The sequence below is a fragment of the Avibacterium avium genome, assembly GCF_900454535.1.
In the GTDB taxonomy this organism is placed as follows: Bacteria; Pseudomonadota; Gammaproteobacteria; order Enterobacterales; family Pasteurellaceae; genus Avibacterium; species Avibacterium avium.
The window spans coordinates 1869793-1891594 of the sequence record NZ_UGSP01000001.1 but is presented as its reverse complement, the minus strand read 5'-3'; the positions used below and the strand labels follow the sequence as shown (position 1 = coordinate 1891594).

Sequence of the window (21802 nt, the reverse complement as noted above, 5' to 3'; positions counted from 1 at the left end):
CCCAATTTGGTAGGTCAATTATGTTGAAAGCCTTTTCCTATTAGCTTGTTGATTGGGCTTGTGATAAAATCCGCCTTTCACAAGGAACAGACATCAGGAAAGAAAAATGAAGAAAATCATTACCGCACTTTCGTTAGCCGCGTTGTCCGTCTATGCTGTGGCGAGCGATGCACAAATTGAAGCACAATTAAAAAAACTTGGCGTATCACAAATGGAAATTAAGTCATCGCCGATCAATGGCTTAAAAACAGTTATCAGCAACGAAGGCATTTTTTACGCTTCCGAAGACGGCAAATATGTGCTGCAAGGTCAGTTATATGAGCTTACTGATAAAGGTGCGGTGGATTTAACAGGAAAATTTTTGCTAGATAAATTAAATAGTTATAAAAATGAAATGATTGTTTATCCAGCAAAAAATGAAAAATATGTGGTAACTGTGTTTATGGATATTACCTGCCATTATTGCCACTTATTACATCAACAACTTAGCCAATATAATGATTTAGGCATCACCGTTCGTTACCTTGCATTTCCGCGCGGTGGCTTAAATAACAATACAGCAAAACAAATGGAAGCCATTTGGCAGGCGAAAGATCCTGCGCAAGCCTTAAATGAAGCGGAAAAAGGCAACTTGCCGAAAACCTTAAAAAATGCCGATATTGTGAAGAAACACTATGAACTTGGTGTGCAATTTGGTGTACGCGGTACGCCAAGCATTGTTACACCGAAAGGTGAGCTTATCGGTGGTTATTTACCGCCAAAAGAATTATTACAGGCATTGCAAGAAGAATAAGTGCGGTGGAATTTTGTGAAGTTTTTTGCTGGGCGAGCTAATTTGTTCGCCCAAAAATAGAGAGATTTAAGCCTATCAATTCAATATGAATAAAACAATCCAACGCCGCCCCATTAGCACAACACAGCCGATTAGCGATCACCCTTTGCTTGATCGCCTTTATCGTGCGCGCCAAATCGAAAATCCGCAACAATTAGACCGCACTTTGAAAGCGATGCTTTCGCCACACACGTTATTTGGTATGGATAAGGCGGCGGAATTGTTGGCGCAAGCGCGTATGGCGCAAAAAAATATTGTGATCGTGGGGGATTTTGATGCCGATGGCGCAACCAGTACGGCATTAACCGTAGTGGCGTTGCGTCAGCTTGGCTTCCAACAGGTGGATTATCTTGTGCCAAACCGCTTTGAGCAAGGCTATGGCTTAAGTGTTGAGGTGGCAAAGCAGGCGCTAGAAAAAAATGTGGAACTTCTAATCACAGTGGATAACGGCATTTCTTCTTTTGAAGGCGTGGCATTTTTGAAACAACAGGGCGTGCAAGTGGTAGTTACAGATCACCATTTACCTGGCGAAATGCTGCCTGAAGCCGATGCTATTGTGAACCCAAATTTAGCACAATGCGATTTCCCGTCTAAATCCTTAGCTGGCGTGGGGGTGGCGTTTTATGTGATGTTGGCGTTGCGTGCTAAATTACGCGAAAAAGGCTTATTTGATAGCAAAACTCAGCCTAATTTCACCGAATTGCTTGATTTGGTAGCGCTTGGCACAATTGCTGATGTGGTTCCACTTGATCAAAATAACCGCATTTTAGCCTATCAAGGCTTACAGCGTATCCGTGCAGGGCATTGTCGCTATGGGATTCAAGCCTTGGCAGAAGTGGCGAATCGTGATATGAGCCGTTTCAGTGCATCAGATTTAGGTTTTGCCATTGCGCCACGCTTAAATGCCGCAGGGCGTTTGGATAATATGTCGGTGGGCGTGGAGTTGTTATTGGCAGAAGATATGCCTACCGCGCGCGCTTTGGCCTTAGAGCTAGACGGCTTAAACCAAACGCGCAAAGAAATTGAGCAAGGAATGAAATTAGAGGCGCTAGAAATTTGCCGAAAATTGACCGCGCTTACCCCGCCGTTACCCACAGGTATTGTGCTTTATCAAGCGGATTGGCACCAAGGCGTGTTGGGAATTTTAGCGTCAAGATTGAAAGATCAATTTCATCGCCCTGTGATTGCCTTTGCGCAAGATCAAACTGGCGTCCTGAAAGGTTCGGCGCGTTCCATTGAAGGCTTGCATATTCGTGATGTGTTGGAACGCTTACATTCTCGCCACCCGGAAATGATCCTAAAATTTGGCGGCCACGCAATGGCGGCAGGGCTGAGCATTCAAGAAGAAAAATTTAGCGATTTCCAACGGCTCTTTAATGAAGTGGTAACGGAATGTTTAGATGAAAAAGATCTGCAAGGCGTAGTTTGGACAGACGGCGAGCTGAATACACAATTTATGAATTTAGATACCGCAGAATTGCTTAAACAAGCCGGCCCTTGGGGACAAGCCTTTCCTGAGCCCGTGTTTGACGGTGAGTTTAAGCTCTTACAACAGCGTTTAGTGGGCGAACGTCATCTTAAAATGATGGTTGAACCACAAAATGGCGGGCCATTACTCGATGCCATCGCATTTAACGTGGATACGCGTTATTATCCTGATCTTTCGTTAAAAAAGGTGAAATTAGCCTATAAATTGGACGTCAATGAATATCGTGGACAACGCAATATTCAATTGTTGGTGGATTATATTGAACCTTTGGCAGAGTAGCGCAATCTGATGTGGCGATTAATTTTCTTTATCACAGGGCTTAGTTTTCTGCTCGCGCAAAATGCAAGGGCAGAACGCGAAACGCCACCCACCTTACAAATTAATCAATTTGAAGATGGACGGGATTATTTTTCCTATGAAGAACCGCTAGCCATTCCCACGCGCGCAGATCATAAAATTCTGTTGCAATTTTTCTTTGATTACGATTGCCGAGTCTGTTCCGTGGCGCAGGATATTCTTAATTTATATAGCCAAATTAACCGTGATAATGTTGTGCTTATTGAAACGCCCGTGGCAACGGCAAAAGCGAATTTAACGGCAAATATTTTCTATGCCCTACAAGCAATGAATGCGGAAAATGTGTCGGATTTACTGTTATTTGAAAGCTCAGAAAAACATCGTTACACCGAATTATCTCGTTTTTCTAACTTGCTAAAATGGCTGCAAGAGCAACACATTGATACAGAACAATTTCGCAAATTATATCATTCAGCGGGCGTGCGTTTGCAGGTGCGCGATGCCATTCAACTGACCGAAGATTATGGCGTGTTTACCTATCCTTATTTAATTGTGGAAGGAAAATATGTGCTGACTGCAAGCACGCTTTACAACGATGATTACAGCTTTGCGGTGCTAGATTTTTTAATTAACAAACTATTACAAGAGAAAAAACAATGAAAATCGGAATTGTAGGTGCAATGGCACAAGAAGTGGCTTATTTATCTGAGCTAATGGAAAATAAAACCACCACGCAAATTGGCGGCGCGACCATTTACCAAGGCATCATTAACGGCAAAGACATTGCCTTATTGCAATCGGGCATTGGCAAAGTAGCCGCCGCAATGGGGACAACGGCGTTATTACAACTGGCAAAACCAGATGTGATTATTAACACTGGATCGGCTGGTGGCGTGGCGCAAGGGCTAAAAGTGGGTGATGTGGTAATTTCAACCCAAACCGCTCACCACGATGCCGATGTTACCGCATTCGGCTATGAAAAAGGTCAGCTACCAAATTGCCCAGCACGTTTTAATTCTGACGAAAATCTCACCGCACTTGCGCAAAAAGTGGCGACTGCCCAAGGGCAAAAAGTGCATAAAGGCTTAATCTGCTCGGGCGACAGCTTTATCCACGGCGGTAAACCCTTAGCACAAATTAAACAAGATTTTGCTGATGTGTTAGCAGTCGAAATGGAAGCCGCCGCCATTGCTCAAGTGTGCCACGCTTTCAACGTGCCGTTTGTTGTGGTGCGCGCAATCTCTGATAGTGGAGATGGTGAAGCCAGTATGTACTTTGAAGAATTTCTCCCCCTCGCCGCCAAACAATCCTCCGCAATGGTTTTGGCGATGATTGATGAATTGCCATAATTTAAGAGATAAAAGACAGAAAAAAGTAATAGCAAGAAGCCTTAGTATTTTATAGCTAAGGCTTTTTTAATTTTGTGCTTTCAAAAATGGCAATAGCAATAATGCGATAAGAAAGGCACAGCAAGAAATCACCACAAAAAAACCATTCCAATGGAAATACTGCATTACCACCGCGAGCGGATAACCTGATAGTGCTGCCCCTAAATAAGCAAATAGACCGATAAACCCAGTGGCCGCACCGGGGGATTTTTTATGTGAGCATTCAGCCGCCGCCATTCCGATAAGCATCTGCGGGCCAAATACAAAAAATCCAATAGAAAAAAACACCGCACTTTGCAAAATAAAGATTTCTTGCACCATTAACCATAGTGCCAAAATGGAAAAGAAAATACCAATGGCAAATAATAATGCCATTGGGCCACGATTACTGGAAAATAATTTATCTGATCCCCAACCAGCAACTAACGAGCCTAAAATACCACCAATTTCAAATAAAGAAATTGCACTATTAGCAGATACCAAATCGTAATGATACTTTTCAGTTAAATAAATATTTCCCCAGTCATTAATTGCGGTTCTTACAATATAAACAAGGGTATAACTTAGCGCCAAAAGCCAAATATATTTATTTAGGAAAACATAGCGATATAATATTTGTTGCCAAGAAAGATCTTTTCCCTCTTGCTCTTGAATTAACTCTAATTTATCTCTACGCCATTGCCCTATACTTGGTAAACCAAGGGATTCTGGCGTGCCTCGTAAACGTAGGGCAAGGAATAAGGCGATAAAAATAGTGATAATTCCTGCAATAATAAAACCATAACGCCAACTGTAATGCAAAGTTACATAGCCGATAATTAACGGAATTAATGCACCGCCCACATTGTGAGCCGTATTCCACACCGACCACCAAGCACCCCGCTCTGTGCGTGAATACCAAGTGGTGAGTAATTTAGAACAAGCTGGCCAGCCCCAACCTTGAAACCACGCATTGAGAATCCACAAACTCATAAAAACCAATAATGAACTTGATAACCCAAAGAAAATATTAATTACGCCACTAAAAAATAAGCCAATCGCCATAAAATAGCGTGGATTACTACGATCAGAAAATATCCCTGATAAAAATTTAGAAATGCCGTAAGTAATATAAAAGGCAGTAGTCATCATTCCAATATCATTTTTATCAATACCTAAATCAGTAATTAATGCAGGGACAGCATAGTTAAAACTTTTTCGTGTAAAATAAAAGCCTGCATAACCAATATACATCGCAAACATTAAATGAATGCGCCAATATTGATAACGTTGATTGATTTGCTGTTGAGTTTCTGTATTCATTAATTAATCCAAGGTAATTCCACAAAAATACTTGTGCCACTTTGTTGCTGTTTTGTCCATTTTACAGAATGAATATCAAATTTTCCGCCTAACATTACAACACGTTCTTTCATTCCTTTTATGCCTAAGCCAGTATGATTGATTTTAGATAGATCAAAACCAATGCCATTATCCTGAATATGCAATGTGATTTTTTCATCAATATTCAAATAAATATTAACTTCTGTTGCTCCAGAATATTTCTTTATATTATTTAATGCCTCTTGGCATAAGCGATATAAGGTGATTTCCAGTAAATGGAAAAGTGTCCTATTTTTAGGGTTATTACAATGTAAATAAATTTGTGTATTTTGGCTGGCAAAATCTAATTCAATAAACAGGTTTTGTAGGGCTTCTTGCAAATTAAGATCATCTAAAATACGCGGACGGATTTTATTAATTAAGCCTTTAATACTATCGTAAATATTTAGAGATAATTGCTCAATAATTTGTGAGAGCTTTTCATATTCTGGTGTTTTTCCAATCCGTTTTAAAATGCTTGCTTGCGTTCTAATTGCGGTGATATTTTGTCCAATTTCATCGTGTAATTCTCTTGAAATTTCTTTTCTAATTTCTTCTTCACGATGAATTAATTGTTGGGTTAAATATTGGTTTCTTGCTAATTCTTGGCTTAAATGTTGATTTAAATCTCGTTGATGCTGAATGCCTAAGCCAAGGAAAATCCCTGTAATGGTTTGTGCAGAGAGCGTAAGTAATAAATCCGTTAATTCTAAGTTAGAAAAATGATGTGTTGTACTAATCAGGGCTAAACTATTTAATAAGATCCCGAGTAGCGCACCTTGCCAGCCATAACGAAAAGCCAGCAAGATAATAGGAATGGATAAGAAAAACAGCGAAAAACGATTAAAAGACTCAGGCAAATCTGTCTGAATATAAATGTTTAAGATAAAGAGTAAAAGATAAATGATGATAGGCTTAGATCTTAAGCTAATTGGTTTTCTAATCAGGCTAGAAGTTAGCGGTAGCCATTTTATTTCAAACAGGAAATAATAAATTAAATAACAAATTGGAATAATTAGCACCGCACTTGAGAAACTCACCAAAAAGGTGAAATAAAAACTTTCCGTGCCAATAAAGTAGAGTGCATTAATTAGGCTGAGTAATGTAATTAATAGACCTTGTAACAATAAACAGCGTAATTGGCTGCCAAAATAGTATTTTTTAAAGATAAGCAATAGTGGAATATTTAGTAATCCAAGAGAAATGATAGAGAATGTATTATTTTCAGGGAATGCGATATAGAGTAATAGTAAAATACTATACTCAGCGAGATAAATGGAAAACCAATATTTTATTTTTGTATGAATGAGAATGCCAATGCGTAGCGCAAAAGGAAAGAATAAAAAAGAAAGTAGCGGATCTTCTAATAAATAATTAGAAATAATCCATAAACAAAAATAGGCTGGCGCAACAAAAAACCAGCTATAAATAAAAAAGAAAATCGCGTTCATTTTATCCTTTACTATGGAATAAATTTGCCAATTCAACGTTATTCTTCACATTTAACTTGCTCATTGCATTGGCACGATGAACGTGAACGGTTTTAATGCTCAATGATAATTCTGCCGCAATTTCTTTCACCGTTAGCCCTTTGGCAAGTAATTCACAGACTTCTTGTTCACGTTTTGTGAGTTGAGCGAGGGTATTTTTAATCGGCGTATTGACGAGTTTTAAGGTGAGTTCTGGCATAAGATAAACACCACCAGCATAAACCGTTCTAACCGCTTGAATTAATTCATCAGGGCTGCAACGTTTGCTTAAATAGCCTTTTGCGCCCAATTCAAGGGCTTTTTTCACTATAAATTCAGAATCGTTTACGCTTAACATTATGCAATGAATGCCTTGCGGAATATCGGGTAATAATTCCAAACCGCCTTCATCGGGCATAGAAATATCCATAATGCAAACATCAGGTTTTAGGCGCGGTAAATTTTGACGAGTTTCTTTCGCCGAACCAAATTCGCCTACGATACGCATATCTGGCTCTAAAGACAGCAGTTGAGAGAAGCCCGAACGCACTACAAGATGATCATCAACTAACACGATATTAATCATTTTTATCCTAGCCATAAGGCGTTAAGCAACGTGGGAGAGCATTGTACTCCAATAAAAAAATTATGCAGTGAAAATCTCACTGCATAATTGTAAAGAACATTAAAAAATTAAGTGCGGTGCAAAATTATTGCGTTTTTGCAATTATTGTGCTTTTTTCAGGCGGCGAATTTTCTTCTCTTCCGCAATCGCCACGAAAGCAAGCAATGCCATACACACAATCGCAGAAGTATTTAATGCTGCGAATGTCCCCGCCCAGCCTGTTAAGCCGAAAATTGGCGTACCATCTGCAATCATTCCTAAACCTAATTTTGCAAAGCTATCACCGATTAAGTAAGCGAATGTGCCTTTCACACCGTCAGCAACGGCAATGGCTTTTTTCGGTACGAAACCAACTGCCGCAACGCCGATTAATAATTGTGGCCCGAATACCAAGAAACCTAGCACGAATAATGAAATTAAATACATATATTCGTTGGTCGCAAATTGATAAAACTCAAGGGTGAATACGATTAAAATCAACGCAACACAAGCGGTTAAACCACGTCTTCCGTTGGCTAAATCGGATAAGAATCCCCACAAGAATGTGCCAACTAATGCGCCCACTTCAAATAGGGCAAAGCCAGAAATTGCGGCATCTTTTGAGAAGCCAAGTTCTTGGTAAGCATAAACTGGCGACCACTGATCGATCCCGATTCGCACGATATAAAGGAAAATATTGGCAAAGCAAAGTAACCAAATCACTTTATTTTTCAAAATATAACGCACGAAAATTTGCCATTTTGTAAGCTGATTTTCTTCTGCATCACGATCTTCTTCGCTGATTTCTTCACCAAATAATTCTTCCGCAGTGCCAAGCCCATAAGCCTCAGGGGAATCTGAACCATAGCGTAATCCCACAAAGCCCACAATTAACGCAATGATAGAAGGGAAGATGAACATTCCGATAACGTGTCCATCAAATAACACGTTCGCACCGAATAACGCCACACCCGCTGCCGCTGCACCACCCACGTTGTGGGATAAATTCCAGAAGCCAAGGAATGAACCGCGTTTTTTGCGTGGTGTCCATTTGGTGATGGTGGAATAGCTTGATGAGCCGCCCGTACTTTGGAAGAAACCACTTAACGAATAGAATGCGATCATTAAGAATAATGCCACGCTGCCACCGCCCATACTTGCACTAAAACCAAGCATACAAAGGGCAGAAAGAATCAGCATAAACGGCACGAATTGTTTGGTGTTTTTCCCATCGGCATAGTAGGAAACAAGGGTTTTCCCAATCCCATAAGCCACAGAAAAGCCAAGCCCAATCATTCCCAGCTGGGTTTTGGTGAGTCCATAGGTTTCGATCATATCATTTTGCGCAACGTTAAAATTCTTACGAATCAAATACACTGCCATATAACCGATAAACACCACTAAATAAGATTGCATAAAGGGCTTAAACCACATTTTGCGTCTTTCTTCCACAGGAAGATTTAGCACAGGTTTACGCACCTGTTGTAAAAATTTGAACATAATTTCCTCAATTAAAAAATGAAAGTGCGGTCAAATTTTAATGAGATTTTGTTCTTCTGCCTTGAGATGAGTGCTTAAAGGATTTAGGAAAATTTCCTAGTTTTAGGAAGTTTGGAATATTTTTGTGAGATAGATCACATTTTCAGCTAAGAATTATGCAGCGAATTAGCACCGCTCTTTATTATCAAACCACCCCACATAATCAAACTGATCATAATAGCGTTTGCCGAGTAAGTTAGCATAGGCAAAAAGATCGCCGACACAATCTTGTTGTTCAAAGCCTTTAATATAAAAAGCAGAACGAATTTCGGGATAAGGTTTGTGGGTGAATACCACTTTGTTTTTGTAAGGCAAGGCATCAAAATCGTTGAGATCTTGTTCTGTGCAGCCATCGCGATCTGTCATTATGATAAAGAGATTTTCTAAATCAATACGTTGCGAACGCTGTTGCCATTTTTCTTGGGCTTGTTGCGCATTGGCATAATGCACAAAATGGATTTTTATATCATCTAAATAAGCCACAGGGTAGGGCTTATCGTTATCCTCTACAAATTTTAGCGGTTGTTGCTGATAGTGTTCAATGCGTTGCAAATAACGAATGAAATCTTGTGGCTTAAGGTATAAATTCACAAAAGGTGAATTGAATGGCTGCCCTAAATCGTGCAGCATAAATGCCCCATTGCAATTACTGGCTAATACGCTCATTCCCTTATTTTTCAAACTATTACGAAGTTTGGGATTAATGAAAAGCTTGCGCATTAGCGCGCTGATTTTAGTTTTGATGAAAGAAAATAAAGGCATACATAAAAGTTACAGGAAAATTAATTGTTGAATTCTATCAATTATTCACAATAAAAAAAAGATGATGGCAATCATCACCATCATCTAAGCAAGGACGAAGGAGAAATCTAGAAGGTTTTCTCAAAGTTTAAGAATACGCGGTTTTTATGATAGCTATAAAGTGCGGGAATATTACTGTCCACTTTTGTCCAACTAAAGTTAAGTTTTGGCGTAATGCCCCATAAATGCCACTCACGTTTCCACAAGGTGATCAACGCGCTATATTCTTTATCTTTACGGATTGTATTAAAGAATACATTTTTTTCTTTAAAATTGCGTTTATCCATTCCAAGTTGAATGCGTGTAGAAATTCCCCATTTCCATTCTTGCCCCCAACCTAAGCGGAAACCTAGGCGGTCGGAAGAAAAGATTCTATTTTGTGCTTTTTCACGCTGATAATCTAAGCCGCCGTAAAAATAGGTTTTTGCATTAAATAAATGGAGCAATGTCGTAGAGTAGAGTTGATTACGGCTATCTGCATCATCGTTACTTTTATATTTTGTTTTGCTTAGTTCTATTGCAGAACTGGATTGCCATTTTGGCGATAACCAGCGTTCATATTCAAAACGTGTGCCGTAATTTCGGCTATATTTCTCGCCACCAAACCAACGGTAAGTATAGAAAGGTAAAATCGCAAAACGATTATTAATATCTTGATATTGGTAACCCACAGTTGTGCGGTTAATAATATCGTCATAATCGTGATTATCCCAATAGCTTTTGCCATACAGATTATTTTCCAAATAAAGGGAATGACGTCCAAAGAGATTAAATTTTTTACTTATATTAACGCCATATTGTAATCCGTGTGCGGATTTTGGTAAGGAATCCTTGCTTTTTTGGAATGGCACATTACCAATATAAACCACCTCATCTTTTGCGGCATTATTAACATTGTTATCTTGCAAATAAGATAAAGAAGCACTAAATGACCAAGAAGATTGGCGTTTAATGGCCATTAAATATTGATCAGAAATTGCCATTATTTCAGGCGGAAGATCAGGGCTAGCGCGCAATTTATTAAATTGATCTTCTGCGGCCTCCGTTTGATAATCTTCAAATAAGGTTTGTGCAAGAGCAAAACGCACAGGGGAAAAACTAGGGTTTTCCGCAATAATATGACGATATAAATCAATCGCGCCCGTTAAATTTCCTTGCACACGATAGAGGGTTGCTTGCGCATAATCAATCAAAATTAAATCAGGATCTTGCGTTTTCTTATAAATAGCTAACAAATCAGGTAATAAATCCCAACGGTGGGTTTCGATCACATAATTTAATAATTTGCGCGCAAGGGCAGGCTGCTGTTGCAATTCTTCATCTGAAATTTCACGGCTATTATCTTCTCCTGCGGTAGTATTTTGCATTTGTGTTCTTGGCGCAGAATTTAAATCAGGCTGTGCCACATTAATATATTCTTTTGGCTCTGTTTTCACTTCAATGGCTGTTGCAGGCATCGTTGCATTGTCCGCTAACACATTGTGGGCAACAAACAAAGGAAATAAGCCCAAATAGAGCGGTGAAAGGGAAAATCCCATCGAGATTTTAAATAAATTAGGCATAATATTTTCTCAAAGTTAAACAAAAAGCCCTGCTAAGGCGTGCTTAGCAGGGAAATCAATTATTGTTGTTGGGAAGTGCCACCGAAGACACTGCCTCCTCTATGAGCGTGGTTAGAAATAGGTACAATCTCGCCTAGCACTTCTTCAGCATTTGGTCCAACAAAAATGCCTTCGTAATAACCATCACGATTTCGGTTACGATCGTGTTCACCATATTGCCAATTGCCTTCAAAGCCAATTTTATTGTTAACTTTTGCTATTGGGGTTTCAATCAGGGTGATATCGCGATTATCTCGATAGCCTTGACGGTTAGTTACCTTACCTGCAACGGTGTTTTTAGCAAAGTCAGCCGTAAGGGTTAAATCGCCCTGTCCATCATAAACGTTGCCATCTAATAGTATGCTCTCAAAACGTCCCATTGTTTTACCGCGGTAGGTAACCTGCTCTTGTCCACTTGGGAGATTCCAAACGGCATTATCTTGCGGAAGTTCTTTATAAATATAACCATATTTAGTGTGAAATTGGTTACTATATAAATTACCATCAGAATAATCACTAAGATTTACTGCGAAGAAGGTGGAATAGGCTTGGTTTACAAATCGCATATCCCCCATTTTGCGGTTTACAAGTGGATAACATTGTTCCTTGCTGCCGCAGGTTTGGTGGAATTGCTCAATGGTTTGAATGCGTTTGGTATCAACGGGATATTGGGTAAAGTCCACATCTTGGAAAGCGTGGGTTTCTTTGGTAACGCCAGTACCAGCGGCTACATTAGGAACTAAAACCTCATATTTTAGTGTTGAAGATTGATATTTATTTTGAGCGACAGATCCCTGAGTGAAGTCTCCTCTATGTACTCCCTCTCTTTTAACTTTGATACTACGCCATTTGTAATCATCACCCATATAGTTTTCTTCTCGCGTTGCCTCAGCCACCGCTGGGGCTTCTTCCTTGAGTGAAGCTAATTGGGCTTTTTCTTTTGAGAGTGCTTGGTCTGCTTCACTCACTTTACCTTTTAGCTGATTTAGCTCCGTTTCTTTGCTTTTTACTTGGGCGCTTAAAGAACGCTGTTTATTTTCTAGCTCTGCCACATTTTTGCTTAAGCTGTCAGCTTGTTTTTGCGAGCTGGTAAGTTGAGTTTGCTTTTCTTTTAAGCTGGCATTGGCTTTGGCTAAGTCCTGTTTCGCTTGGTCCAATTTTTGTTGCACTTCTGCACTGCTGCCCAATTTTTGTAAATTGCTTAGCTCATTTACTTGCGCAGTTAAACGGCTGACCTCTGCCTTATGCTGGTTCACATCAGCCACCGCATTATTAACAGCATTTTGCGCATTGGCTAGTTGCTGTTTTGCGGCATCAAGTGCGCTGCTATTTTTTTGTAACGAAGTTTTATAACCTGCAACAGATTTTTCTGCCTTGGCTAAATCAGCCTGTGCTTTTTGCAATCTTGCTCGAGCTGCGTCTAATTGCTGTTGCAATTTGCTGGTATCTTCTGTTTGCGGTTTAGTTTGATCGTTAGTTTGTGGCTGCAATTGTGTGGCATTATTATTGCTTGCCTCTGTGCTTGGGAAACCACCACTAGACGAACTACAAGCCATCAACGCAGCACAAGCAATGGCAACCGCACTTAATTGAAAAAATGTATTTTGTTTCATAAATTATTCCCTCTTATTTTGTTACCTTGCTTCCACCAAATGCAGATGTTGATTCATTTGGTAAGCCGTAAACCTGTCCTACCACTTCTTCCATATTTTTTCCTGCGAAAGTTCCACTAAAGCCAGCACCATCAATAGGAAGTTTATTTGGGTTATTTTCAAGTGGTACAACGGCGCGACCAGAAAATTTGACCCCTCTGTTATCTACGCAAATATCACCATTTTTTAACGCCAGATTTCTGCGTTCTTGTAGTGGATTAACTGTACGATTGGTGATAGTACCGCTAATTTTTTGTGCATTTAAATCCGCAACCAGTTCAATATCCCCTGTTTTGCCGCCCACATTTAGCATATGCCCACGATAAGTAATGGTTGGTGTTTGCGCGGCAACCGCCTTGTAAGTATCTTGGTTAACTTCATTTTTTACTGAGACAGCTGTATAGCGATCATTGTATTCTTTAATTGAAAGTGTTTCAGCATCAGTTCTATCAACAATAGGCTGCCAAGCCATATAAGAAGAATTATTTTGGTTAACAAAGAACACCTTACCCACTGCCTTACCTTTATTTTCTGGCACAGCGGAGCTAATTAGCACTTCATTAACTTTATCTGGATCAGGTTTATATTGGGAAAGGGGTAAGGTCGGCGTATTTTGTTCGGATAATACTTTGCGCTCCAATTCATCGGTGATGATTTCAAAGTGTTTAACAAGTGCAGGTGAACCTAGCCCTAGAACGGCTGCTGTTTTTGATTTACTTTCCCCTTCATTATAACTACCAGAAAAATGAATATCACGCCATCTGACACCATCGCTATCTAGCTCATATTTTTGCACCCATTCTTGGTTTTTATTATGCTCAGCGATTTTATCCGCAACGGTTTTGCGTTCCGCTGTAATTTGAGCCAGCTTATCTTGCTGTTGCTTAACTTGCGTATTTAAGCCACTTACTTGATTTTCTAATGGTTTAACTTGTGCTTTAAGCTGTTCAACTTTGCTGGTGGATTGTTTGATTTGTTCGGAAAGTTTATTGAGTTGAGTGGTTTGATTATTAACATTGGCATTCACTTTGGCAAGTTCAGCTTCTGCCGCATCTTTTTGTTTTAATAATTCAACCACATTTGGATCGGCTTTTTTCTGCAAATCAGCCACTTGAGCATTTAACGACTTAATTTTTGCTTCAAGATCCGCTTTTTCAGCGTTGCTAGCTTGCAAACGGTTATTTAAAGCATCGCGATCACTGGTTTGCTTTTGTAGCTCTTGTTGTGCCTGGGCTACTTTACCTTGCAATTCTTTAAGCTGATTGTTTAACCCTGCCGTTGCTTTTTCTTTTGCCGAAATTTCATTATTTAATTTGTTAATTTCAGCAATAAACTCTTGTTTAGAAAGTGTGGAAATGTTTGTGCTTGCTTTATCTTCCGCAGCTAAGGCATTATTTACTGCGATAACATTACTGATACATAATGCAAGCAAAGAGAATTTAATTGATTTTCTCATAATTCATCCTTAAATGTGATAAATATAAAACCTGCACCATAAAATGGCACAGCCAAACTCATCAGAATGAAAAATCTAGCTCTCTTATAACACGACAACATCACTGAATTATATGGGGGCAATTCATCGTAATGAGCAAGATGTTTATGTCAAAAATTTCCGAAAAAATCACCGCACTTTTTCGTTATCGCCTTGTATATCAAAGGGTAACTGAAGGGTTTTTAGCCTTTTTTATACATTTTAGCGAGCAAAAGAGCGGTAAAATTTTTTGGAAAATTTGAATAAAACTTCCCCATTCTAAAAAAAAAAAATGCAAGCGTTTGCGTAAAAATTTTTGAACGTTAAATTTTTGTTAAAAATCGTTCTAAATGTGATTAAAGAAAGGAAAATTAGCGAAAGAAAAAATATATTTAGAAATGAAACTAGTGATAACAAAAACAAGAGAAAAATAATGATTAAAAAGGTTAAAAATTAAATTTGTAGGAAAAGGAAAGTTTTGAAAAAGTAAGCGAAAAGAAAGAAAAAATTATCGATCCTTTAACCGTTGTTTTTCTTGTTCAATGGCTTTTTGGCGGCGGCGGTTTAATTCTTCGCGGATTTTTTCTTTTTGAAATCCGTCAGCAATCACTTGTTGCACATCAACTTGTAATGCGGCTTGGTACAGTTTGAGTAGAAAATCTGCTTGTGGGTAATCTACTTGTTCAAAGCCTGCGCGGCCTCTGGCATCGGCTGTGCAAACGAGTAGTAGTTCTTTGAAACGTTCAGGTTTACGCCACACATCGAGCTGATTGAATAATTTGACAATAGTGGCAGGACGTAGCTCAAAGGCTCGGTGAACGTTGGTATGCGTTTCGCAAACAAGGCACGCCAGTTCTTTTATATAGCTTGGCACTTTGAGCCGATTGCAAAGATTGCGCGTTGGCGTAACGCCTTTTTGTTCGTGGCCAAAATGGCGTGGCAGAAGATCTTTTAGCGTGAGCGCTTTGCCAAAATCGTGGCAAATTGCCGCAAAACGCACCGCACTTTTTTGTTGTGCAGGGCTATTTTCCGTCAGCTTTGCGGCTTGTTGCAACACCAGCATTGTGTGGATAAAGCTATCCACTTCAGGGTGATGTTGCACGGGATTTGGCACGCCGTAAAGAGCGTTAAGTTCAGGGAAAAGTACCGCTAATGCCTTGATTTTTCTTAAAATATCAAAATAAATTTCAGGATTTGGCGTTTGTAAGGCTTTTTCTGTTTCTAGCCAAACGCGTTCTGCCGTGAGATGTTCAAGCTCGCCCGATTTGGTGATTTGTTTCATTAAGGCAAAGGTTTCAGGGGCAATTTGGAAACCTAAATAATGGTAACGTGCAGCAAAACGCGCCACTCTTAACACGCGCAAAGGATCTTCGGCAAACGCAGGGGAGATATGGCGGAGTAGGCGATTATTCAAATCATTGATACCGCCATAAGGATCGTGCAATTTGCCTTGGCTATCTTGCGCAATGGCGTTAATGGTGAGATCTCGGCGGATCAGATCTTGTTCCAAGCTAATGTCGGGGCTGAAATCGCACACAAAACCGGTGTAGCCTACGCCCGCTTTTTTTTCTGTGCGTGCAAGGGCATATTCTTCTTTATTTTTAGGATCAAGAAAAACGGGGAAATCTTTCCCCACTTGAATATAGCCTTGCTGCAATAGTTGCTCTGGTGTTGCGCCAATCACCACCCAATCTCTGTCTTTAACAGGAAGATTGAGCAGCGCATCGCGCACGGCACCGCCAACTAAATAAATTTCCATTTTGCTGAATGGGGTGGTTATGCCCAGCCATCACGGCGGCGACGTTTTGGCATAATGAAAGGTAAGATTAAGCCAAGTAGCAAACCAACACCTAGCACTGAACCGCCATAAATAAACCATTGGATTGCAATTTCACGTTTGCCTGCATCAAGCATTGCTTCTAAATCTCGGTTTTTATTTTTGGTGATCTCAAGTTCACGGTTGAGCTGAGAATTTTGCTCTAATAATTGGCTGCTTTGTTGCTCAGCTTGTTTGGTGCGGCGTTGCATTTCGCTGGTGCGTTGTTGCCAATCACCGTCTAATTGATTGAGTTTTAAGGTTAATTCTTCAATTTTAGCTTTTAATCTTGGATTTTCATCTTTACTGCTCGGCGTGCTAGAAAGTTCAGAGGTTAAGATCCAAGCTTCACGATTTTTGCTATCACGAATGAGCGTATAGCGATCTTTGTGGTTTAGCACGGTTACGGGTTCGCCTGAACGAATTGCCCCTGCAATTTTAAATTGATCGCCCGCCCCTTTGCGTAAAAAGGTGGAAAGGTTTTCTGTTACATAACGGGTTTCCGCTTGCGCGAAGGGTACGGAAAGAAAGAATAAAAACAAGATCTTAGTAATTTTTCGCATTACAACACCTTAAAAAATAGACAATAAAAAAGTGCGGTAAATTGTACCGCACTTTCTTTCATTCACAAAATCTTTGTCTTATTTTGTGTGCTTTTTCTATGACTTACACAAGTTAGATGAAAATAGCGTGCAGCACATAGTAAATTAAAATCGCAAAGAATGCGCCCGCAGGTAAGGTGATCACCCAAGAGGCGATAATATTGCGAATTACCGTTAAGTTTAATGCGGCGATACCACGCGCGAAGCCGATACCTAAAATCGCACCAACAAGGGTTTGCGTGGTGGAAATTGGTAATCCCGTACCAGAAGCCAGTACCACGGTGGTTGCCGTTGCAAATTGGGCTGAGAAACCACGGCTTGGGGTGAGATCGGTGATCCCTGTACCAATGGTTGCCATCACTTTATAGCCCATAACGATTAAACCTAAGGCGATCCCTGCCGCGCCTAATGGTAAGATCCACCAAGCAAGTGGGGTTTTTGCCATAATTTGACCGCCGTTATCCACAATAGACACCACGGCAGACAATGGCCCAATAGCGTTAGCCACATCGTTTGAACCGTGCGCAAAAGCCATTGCACAGGCGGTTAGTAGCATTAGTATACTAAATACTTTTTCTACCGCACCGAATGTGCCTGATTTCACTGTTTGATGGAATTTTTTGCTACGAAAATAGAAATGACTGGCCACCACAGAAATGGCGCTGATGCCTAATGAAATAAAGAAAGTTTCGCTACCAGTTAAATGTAAACCAACGTGCTTTAAGCCTTTTATCATTGTTACTACGGACAAAATAAAGATGGTGAGTCCCATATAATACGGGCCATATTTTTGTGCGTTGCGTAGCGGTTTTTCTGTATCGAAAATGAGTTTTTGTGTACTGAAGAAAATGCCATACGCCACTAGGCCTGCAATCACAGGGGTGATAAACCAACTGCCCACAATATTGCGGATAGCTGACCAATCAATCGAGTTTGGCCCAACAGTAATTAAACCGAAACCGATAATTGCGCCAATAATGGTGTGTGTGGTGGAAACTGGCCAGCCCATTCGCGAGGCGATGAGCAACCATAATCCAGAAGAAAAGAGGGCTGCCATCATACCTAAGGCTAAAATTTCTGGTGTGGCGATATATTCTGTTGGATTTAAAACCCCGCTTTTAATGGTTTCTGTTACTTCACCACCGGCTAAATATGCCCCAGCACATTCAAAAATCATCGCAATGATAATGGCTTGTTTGGCGGTAATTGTGCCTGAACCTACAGAGGTTCCCATTGCGTTAGAAACATCATTTGCACCCACGCCAAAGGCCATAAAAAAGCCAAAAGCCGCGGTGATAATCACTAGTAAAGTGCCATATTGTTGAATAACTTCCATAGTATTATTCCTATGCTGTTTAACAATTATGAACGAGCCAACATTAATTCAATGCGTGAACCCACACGTTGCGCTTGATCTGCAAGCACACCAATCCATTCAAGGATTTTGTATAAAAACATCGCGTCAATCGGGTTAAATTCATTCTCCATTGAACGCAACATTAAGCGTAATTTAATTTGCATTTGATCCGTATCGTCTTCAATATCATCTAGGGTTTGGATCATTCGATTCACAAATTGGACTTCACGGCCTTTGAAACCCGTTTCAAGTAAACCGTCCATTTCATCAATCACCAAATGGGCTTGCTCTGCTGCGTCAATACTGCGAACGACATATTTCATAAAATCTTCTTGCATTTCTGGCGGGAAAGGACATTGACGTCCTACCATTCTGCCAGCAATATCTTTGGCATAATTTGCTAATTTATCTTGTTGTGTAACTAATTCTAATAAATCAGTACGTTCAATAGGCATAAACAAACCGCGTGGCAGTTTTAAGCGAATTTCACGCTTTAATGTATCTGCTTGGCGTTCTGTGTCAGAAATCTTTTTGCGTAATTTCTCTGCATTTTCCCAATCACCTTGGAAAGTGTATTCAAAAAATGGAATGAGATATTTACAACAATCAGTAACTTTTGCTGAATGACGAGCCAATGGTTTTAAAGGGGAATGAGCAAATAATCCTAAGATATTATTTACTGCCATAGATAACTCCTTCTAGGGGTTAGGTTGATAAATTTTTGCGCATATTCATCTTGTTCAAGGCTATGCGGGCGTAAAAATACACTATATTTCATCGAAAAAACAAGCAAATTATTAGATAATATGAAAAAACTTGATTAAGGTTGGAAGGAATCGACAAAATGAGTACAGAAATTGAATTAAAACTACTAATTCCGCAATTTGGCTTAAATTTATTCAAGCAAAATTTGCTGAAAAACGCACCGCACTTTCATCAGCAGGCATTTTTAGGCAATACTTATTACGACACCGCAGATAAATTTTTCGCGCAGCACCAAATGGGCTTGCGTGTACGCAAAGAAAATCAACAGTTTACCTTAACCTTAAAAACTAAAGGGGAAGCGCTAGGTGGTTTGCATATTCGCCCCGAATATAATTTGCCGCAGAAAAATGAAACGCCTGATTTGGCGCAATTAGTGGAAAACTATGATCTCGATCCCAGCTGGAAAGCCCTTTCATTACAGCCCATTTTTGCCACGGATTTTGCGCGAGAAACCTTTCTTATTCGCCCTGAGTTTTCGTCAGAAACACCAAAAACACAGGAAACAGTAGAAATTGAAGTAGCGCTTGATCAAGGCAAGATTTTGGCTCGCGATAAAGAAGTGGAAATTAGCGAAGTGGAATTTGAGTTAAAGCAAGGTAAGGTGGCGGATTTGCTCAATTATGTACGATCTTTGCCATTGGAAAATGGCGTACGATTAAGCGCCATTAGCAAAGCGCAACGGGGTTATGCCTTGGTAGAAAATCATCAGCCTAAAGCACAGAATTGGTTAGACAAATGGCGTGATTTTTTAGATTTCGCGCAAAGTGCGGGCAATTTTTCGGAAAAATTAACCGCACTTTTCCAGCTAGAACAAGGTCTAATTGAAGAAACCTTTGCCTTAGGGCAGGCCTATTTTGCCGAAGACTTTTTGCGTACGGTGGAGCGAATCGGCGCGTTTTTCAATCTTTATCATTTTTATACGGAAAATGGCAATTTGTTGGAAAATGCTTTCAATCAACAAGGTTTAAGCGATGCGCTTAAAACAGATTGGTGGGCGTTGGTGGAAAGTAGTCAGCAGTGTTTGGCAGAATGTAAACAGCTGATTGCACTTCATAGCGAAACAAAAAATAACGCCGAAGTGATCGCGCAATTATTTGATTTATTGCAATCGGCATTTTATTTACAACGAATGTTAAATCTCATTTCGCTTACTTATGTTGAAGAGAATGACGCAGCGAATTTGGAAAATTGGGAGATGAACAATGGCTAAAGCAAAAACCGCTTTTGTGTGTAATGATTGCGGTGCGGAATATGCCCGCTGGCAAGGGCAGTGTAATGCCTGTAAAGCGTGGAACACCATCACAGAAATTCGCCTAGCCCCAGCCAAAGCAAGCCGTGCCGATCGCTTCAGTGGTTATGCAGGGGAAACGCAGGCAAAAATCCAAACTTTGGCAGAAATCAGCTTGCAAGAAGTTCCCCGTTTTCACAGCGGCTTTTATGAGCTTGATCGCGTATTAGGTGGGGGCATCGTACCAGGTAGTGCCATTTTGATTGGTGGACACCCCGGGGCAGGGAAAAGTACCTTATTATTACAGGTGATGTGTGGTTTAGCACAAAATATGACCGCACTTTATGTTACGGGCGAAGAATCCTTGCAGCAGGTGGCTATGCGCGCCAATCGTCTTGGGTTACCAACAGATCGGCTGAATATGTTGTCGGAAACGTCCGTAGAGCAAATTTGCCATTTGGCCGATCAGCTTAAACCGCAAATCATCGTGGTGGATTCTATTCAAGTGATGCACCTTGCGGATATTCAATCTTCCCCCGGTAGTGTTTCCCAAGTGCGCGAATGTGCGGCGTTTTTAACCCGTTATGCGAAAACTCGCCAAGTGGCGATTGTGATGGTAGGACACGTTACCAAAGACGGTACCTTGGCGGGCCCGAAAGTGTTAGAACACGCCATTGACTGTTCATTGTTATTAGAGGGCGAAGCGGACAGCCGTTTCCGCACATTGCGTAGCCATAAAAACCGTTTTGGCGCGGTCAATGAACTCGGCGTGTTTGCGATGACAGAACAAGGCCTGCGCGAAGTGAAAAATCCTTCTGCCATATTTTTAAGCCGTGGCGAAGAAGATACCGCAGGCAGTTCCGTAATGGTGCTATGGGAAGGCACGCGCCCGTTGTTGGTGGAAATTCAAGCCTTGGTGGATCACTCAATGCTCGCCAATCCAAGACGGGTGGCGGTGGGCTTGGAGCAAAATCGTTTGGCTTTATTATTAGCCGTATTACATCGCCACGGTGGCTTGCAAATGTCCGATCAAGACGTGTTTGTCAATGTGGTAGGTGGCGTAAAAGTGAGTGAAACCAGTGCCGATCTTGCCTTATTACTGGCGTTAATTTCCAGTTTCCGCAATCGTCCATTGCCAAAAGATCTGGTGGTGTTCGGCGAAGTGGGGCTAGCAGGGGAAATCCGCCCTGTACCAAGTGGGCAAGAACGCATTTCTGAAGCCGCAAAACACGGATTCACTCGCGCCATTGTGCCATTCGCTAACAAGCCAAAAAGTGCGGTGAAAAATATGCAAGTTTTCACCGTGAAAAAATTGGCAGATGCTTTGGCGATTTTAGATGATTTCTAAGCGATCATCAGTGATTGGAATGGCGCGAGAAAAGAGAAAAAGATAGAAAAAACGTACCGCACTTTTTCCGTTTTTCTGTTATTTTTAATCTTCCGTTTTTCCCTAAAAAAGACGGATTTTCAATTATAAAATTTTATGTTTTAGTGTAAACTTAGCGATTATTTCTGTTTTTAGGCGA

Annotated in this window: 18 protein-coding genes; 6 read left to right on the top strand and 12 right to left on the bottom strand. The window is 40.4% G+C overall.

All coding sequences use genetic code 11. The features are described 5' to 3' along the window. The first annotated feature begins 106 nt into the window (after positions 1-106). From dsbC to DYC50_RS09125, 4 genes are all read left to right on the top strand, one after another. Positions 107-793 carry a bifunctional protein-disulfide isomerase/oxidoreductase DsbC gene (dsbC, locus tag DYC50_RS09140; protein WP_115249919.1) on the top strand — a complete coding sequence of 229 codons (687 nt, stop codon included), beginning with the start codon at positions 107-109 and terminating at the stop codon, positions 791-793. An 85-nt stretch (positions 794-878) separates the two neighbouring features. Further along, positions 879-2600 (top strand): single-stranded-DNA-specific exonuclease RecJ, encoded by a 1722-nt coding sequence (gene recJ, locus DYC50_RS09135; protein WP_115249918.1) that lies wholly within the window; start codon positions 879-881, stop codon positions 2598-2600. 9 nt (positions 2601-2609) lie between these two features. Continuing rightward, entirely contained in the window at positions 2610-3278 is a 669-nt protein-coding gene (locus tag DYC50_RS09130) for a thiol:disulfide interchange protein DsbA/DsbL (RefSeq protein WP_115249917.1), read from the top strand. Then, positions 3275-3967, top strand: a complete 693-nt coding sequence (locus tag DYC50_RS09125; protein ID WP_115249916.1) for a 5'-methylthioadenosine/adenosylhomocysteine nucleosidase — start codon at positions 3275-3277, stop codon at positions 3965-3967. The genes DYC50_RS09130 and DYC50_RS09125 overlap by 4 nt, the downstream gene beginning before the upstream one ends. 66 nt (positions 3968-4033) lie before the next feature. On the opposite strand, the gene uhpC is transcribed toward DYC50_RS09125, so the two are convergent. The 12 genes from uhpC to DYC50_RS09065 all read right to left on the bottom strand — a co-directional run bounded on the left by uhpC (position 4034) and on the right by DYC50_RS09065 (position 18969). Next, positions 4034-5308, bottom strand: a complete 1275-nt coding sequence (gene uhpC / locus DYC50_RS09120; protein WP_115249915.1) for an MFS transporter family glucose-6-phosphate receptor UhpC — start codon at positions 5306-5308, stop codon at positions 4034-4036. Next, positions 5308-6819, bottom strand: coding sequence for a signal transduction histidine-protein kinase/phosphatase UhpB (gene uhpB / locus DYC50_RS09115; RefSeq protein WP_115249914.1), 1512 nt, complete (start codon positions 6817-6819; stop codon positions 5308-5310). The genes uhpC and uhpB overlap by 1 nt, the downstream gene beginning before the upstream one ends. A gap of 1 nt (position 6820) precedes the next feature. Beyond that, positions 6821-7423, bottom strand: coding sequence for a response regulator transcription factor UhpA (gene uhpA, locus DYC50_RS09110; protein WP_115249913.1), 603 nt, complete (start codon positions 7421-7423; stop codon positions 6821-6823). 141 nt (positions 7424-7564) lie between these two features. After that, positions 7565-8941 (bottom strand): hexose-6-phosphate:phosphate antiporter, encoded by a 1377-nt coding sequence (uhpT, locus tag DYC50_RS09105; RefSeq protein WP_115249912.1) that lies wholly within the window; start codon positions 8939-8941, stop codon positions 7565-7567. Between the two features lie 165 nt (positions 8942-9106). Then, complete coding sequence (locus tag DYC50_RS09100; protein ID WP_115249911.1) at positions 9107-9742, bottom strand: DUF1919 domain-containing protein; 636 nt, start codon at positions 9740-9742, stop codon at positions 9107-9109. A gap of 107 nt (positions 9743-9849) precedes the next feature. Then, the gene (locus tag DYC50_RS09095) at positions 9850-11343 is read right to left on the bottom strand and encodes a surface lipoprotein assembly modifier (protein ID WP_115249910.1); all 1494 of its coding nucleotides are present in this window, start codon (positions 11341-11343) and stop codon (positions 9850-9852) included. Between the two features lie 59 nt (positions 11344-11402). Further along, positions 11403-12995 (bottom strand): factor H binding protein domain-containing protein, encoded by a 1593-nt coding sequence (locus tag DYC50_RS09090; RefSeq protein ID WP_115249909.1) that lies wholly within the window; start codon positions 12993-12995, stop codon positions 11403-11405. A 13-nt stretch (positions 12996-13008) separates the two neighbouring features. Continuing rightward, entirely contained in the window at positions 13009-14490 is a 1482-nt protein-coding gene (locus DYC50_RS09085) for a coiled-coil domain-containing protein (RefSeq protein WP_115249908.1), read from the bottom strand. Between the two features lie 526 nt (positions 14491-15016). Then, complete coding sequence (locus DYC50_RS09080) at positions 15017-16267, bottom strand: multifunctional CCA addition/repair protein (protein WP_115249907.1); 1251 nt, start codon at positions 16265-16267, stop codon at positions 15017-15019. Positions 16268-16284: 17 nt separating this feature from the next. Then, the gene (locus DYC50_RS09075; RefSeq protein WP_115249906.1) at positions 16285-16887 is read right to left on the bottom strand and encodes a TIGR04211 family SH3 domain-containing protein; all 603 of its coding nucleotides are present in this window, start codon (positions 16885-16887) and stop codon (positions 16285-16287) included. Between the two features lie 112 nt (positions 16888-16999). Continuing rightward, entirely contained in the window at positions 17000-18262 is a 1263-nt protein-coding gene (locus tag DYC50_RS09070) for an inorganic phosphate transporter (protein WP_115249905.1), read from the bottom strand. A gap of 26 nt (positions 18263-18288) precedes the next feature. Continuing rightward, positions 18289-18969, bottom strand: a complete 681-nt coding sequence (locus DYC50_RS09065) for a TIGR00153 family protein (RefSeq protein ID WP_115249904.1) — start codon at positions 18967-18969, stop codon at positions 18289-18291. A gap of 158 nt (positions 18970-19127) precedes the next feature. Here DYC50_RS09065 and DYC50_RS09060 point away from each other — a divergent pair, with 158 nt between their 5' ends. Together DYC50_RS09060 and radA are read left to right on the top strand one after the other, a co-directional pair. Then, positions 19128-20258, top strand: a complete 1131-nt coding sequence (locus tag DYC50_RS09060; RefSeq protein ID WP_115249903.1) for a CYTH domain-containing protein — start codon at positions 19128-19130, stop codon at positions 20256-20258. Continuing rightward, positions 20251-21624 carry a DNA repair protein RadA gene (radA, locus tag DYC50_RS09055; RefSeq protein WP_115249902.1) on the top strand — a complete coding sequence of 458 codons (1374 nt, stop codon included), beginning with the start codon at positions 20251-20253 and terminating at the stop codon, positions 21622-21624. The genes DYC50_RS09060 and radA overlap by 8 nt, the downstream gene beginning before the upstream one ends. Positions 21625-21802 lie beyond the last annotated feature (178 nt).

What these genes read in the sequence shown, in the direction of transcription:
- DYC50_RS09070 (WP_115249905.1), bottom strand. Translation starts at nt 18,262, where the DNA reads ATGGAAGTTATTCAACAATATGGCACTTTACTAGTGATTATCACCGCG.
- radA (WP_115249902.1), top strand. Translation starts at nt 20,251, where the DNA reads ATGGCTAAAGCAAAAACCGCTTTTGTGTGTAATGATTGCGGTGCGGAA.
- DYC50_RS09075 (WP_115249906.1), bottom strand. Translation starts at nt 16,887, where the DNA reads ATGCGAAAAATTACTAAGATCTTGTTTTTATTCTTTCTTTCCGTACCC.
- DYC50_RS09080 (WP_115249907.1), bottom strand. Translation starts at nt 16,267, where the DNA reads ATGGAAATTTATTTAGTTGGCGGTGCCGTGCGCGATGCGCTGCTCAAT.
- DYC50_RS09095 (WP_115249910.1), bottom strand. Translation starts at nt 11,343, where the DNA reads ATGCCTAATTTATTTAAAATCTCGATGGGATTTTCCCTTTCACCGCTC.
- uhpC (WP_115249915.1), bottom strand. Translation starts at nt 5,308, where the DNA reads ATGAATACAGAAACTCAACAGCAAATCAATCAACGTTATCAATATTGG.
- DYC50_RS09085 (WP_115249908.1), bottom strand. Translation starts at nt 14,490, where the DNA reads ATGAGAAAATCAATTAAATTCTCTTTGCTTGCATTATGTATCAGTAAT.
- DYC50_RS09125 (WP_115249916.1), top strand. Translation starts at nt 3,275, where the DNA reads ATGAAAATCGGAATTGTAGGTGCAATGGCACAAGAAGTGGCTTATTTA.
- DYC50_RS09065 (WP_115249904.1), bottom strand. Translation starts at nt 18,969, where the DNA reads ATGGCAGTAAATAATATCTTAGGATTATTTGCTCATTCCCCTTTAAAA.
- uhpB (WP_115249914.1), bottom strand. Translation starts at nt 6,819, where the DNA reads ATGAACGCGATTTTCTTTTTTATTTATAGCTGGTTTTTTGTTGCGCCA.
- DYC50_RS09100 (WP_115249911.1), bottom strand. Translation starts at nt 9,742, where the DNA reads ATGCCTTTATTTTCTTTCATCAAAACTAAAATCAGCGCGCTAATGCGC.
- DYC50_RS09060 (WP_115249903.1), top strand. Translation starts at nt 19,128, where the DNA reads ATGAGTACAGAAATTGAATTAAAACTACTAATTCCGCAATTTGGCTTA.
- DYC50_RS09130 (WP_115249917.1), top strand. Translation starts at nt 2,610, where the DNA reads ATGTGGCGATTAATTTTCTTTATCACAGGGCTTAGTTTTCTGCTCGCG.
- dsbC (WP_115249919.1), top strand. Translation starts at nt 107, where the DNA reads ATGAAGAAAATCATTACCGCACTTTCGTTAGCCGCGTTGTCCGTCTAT.
- uhpA (WP_115249913.1), bottom strand. Translation starts at nt 7,423, where the DNA reads ATGATTAATATCGTGTTAGTTGATGATCATCTTGTAGTGCGTTCGGGC.
- recJ (WP_115249918.1), top strand. Translation starts at nt 879, where the DNA reads ATGAATAAAACAATCCAACGCCGCCCCATTAGCACAACACAGCCGATT.
- uhpT (WP_115249912.1), bottom strand. Translation starts at nt 8,941, where the DNA reads ATGTTCAAATTTTTACAACAGGTGCGTAAACCTGTGCTAAATCTTCCT.
- DYC50_RS09090 (WP_115249909.1), bottom strand. Translation starts at nt 12,995, where the DNA reads ATGAAACAAAATACATTTTTTCAATTAAGTGCGGTTGCCATTGCTTGT.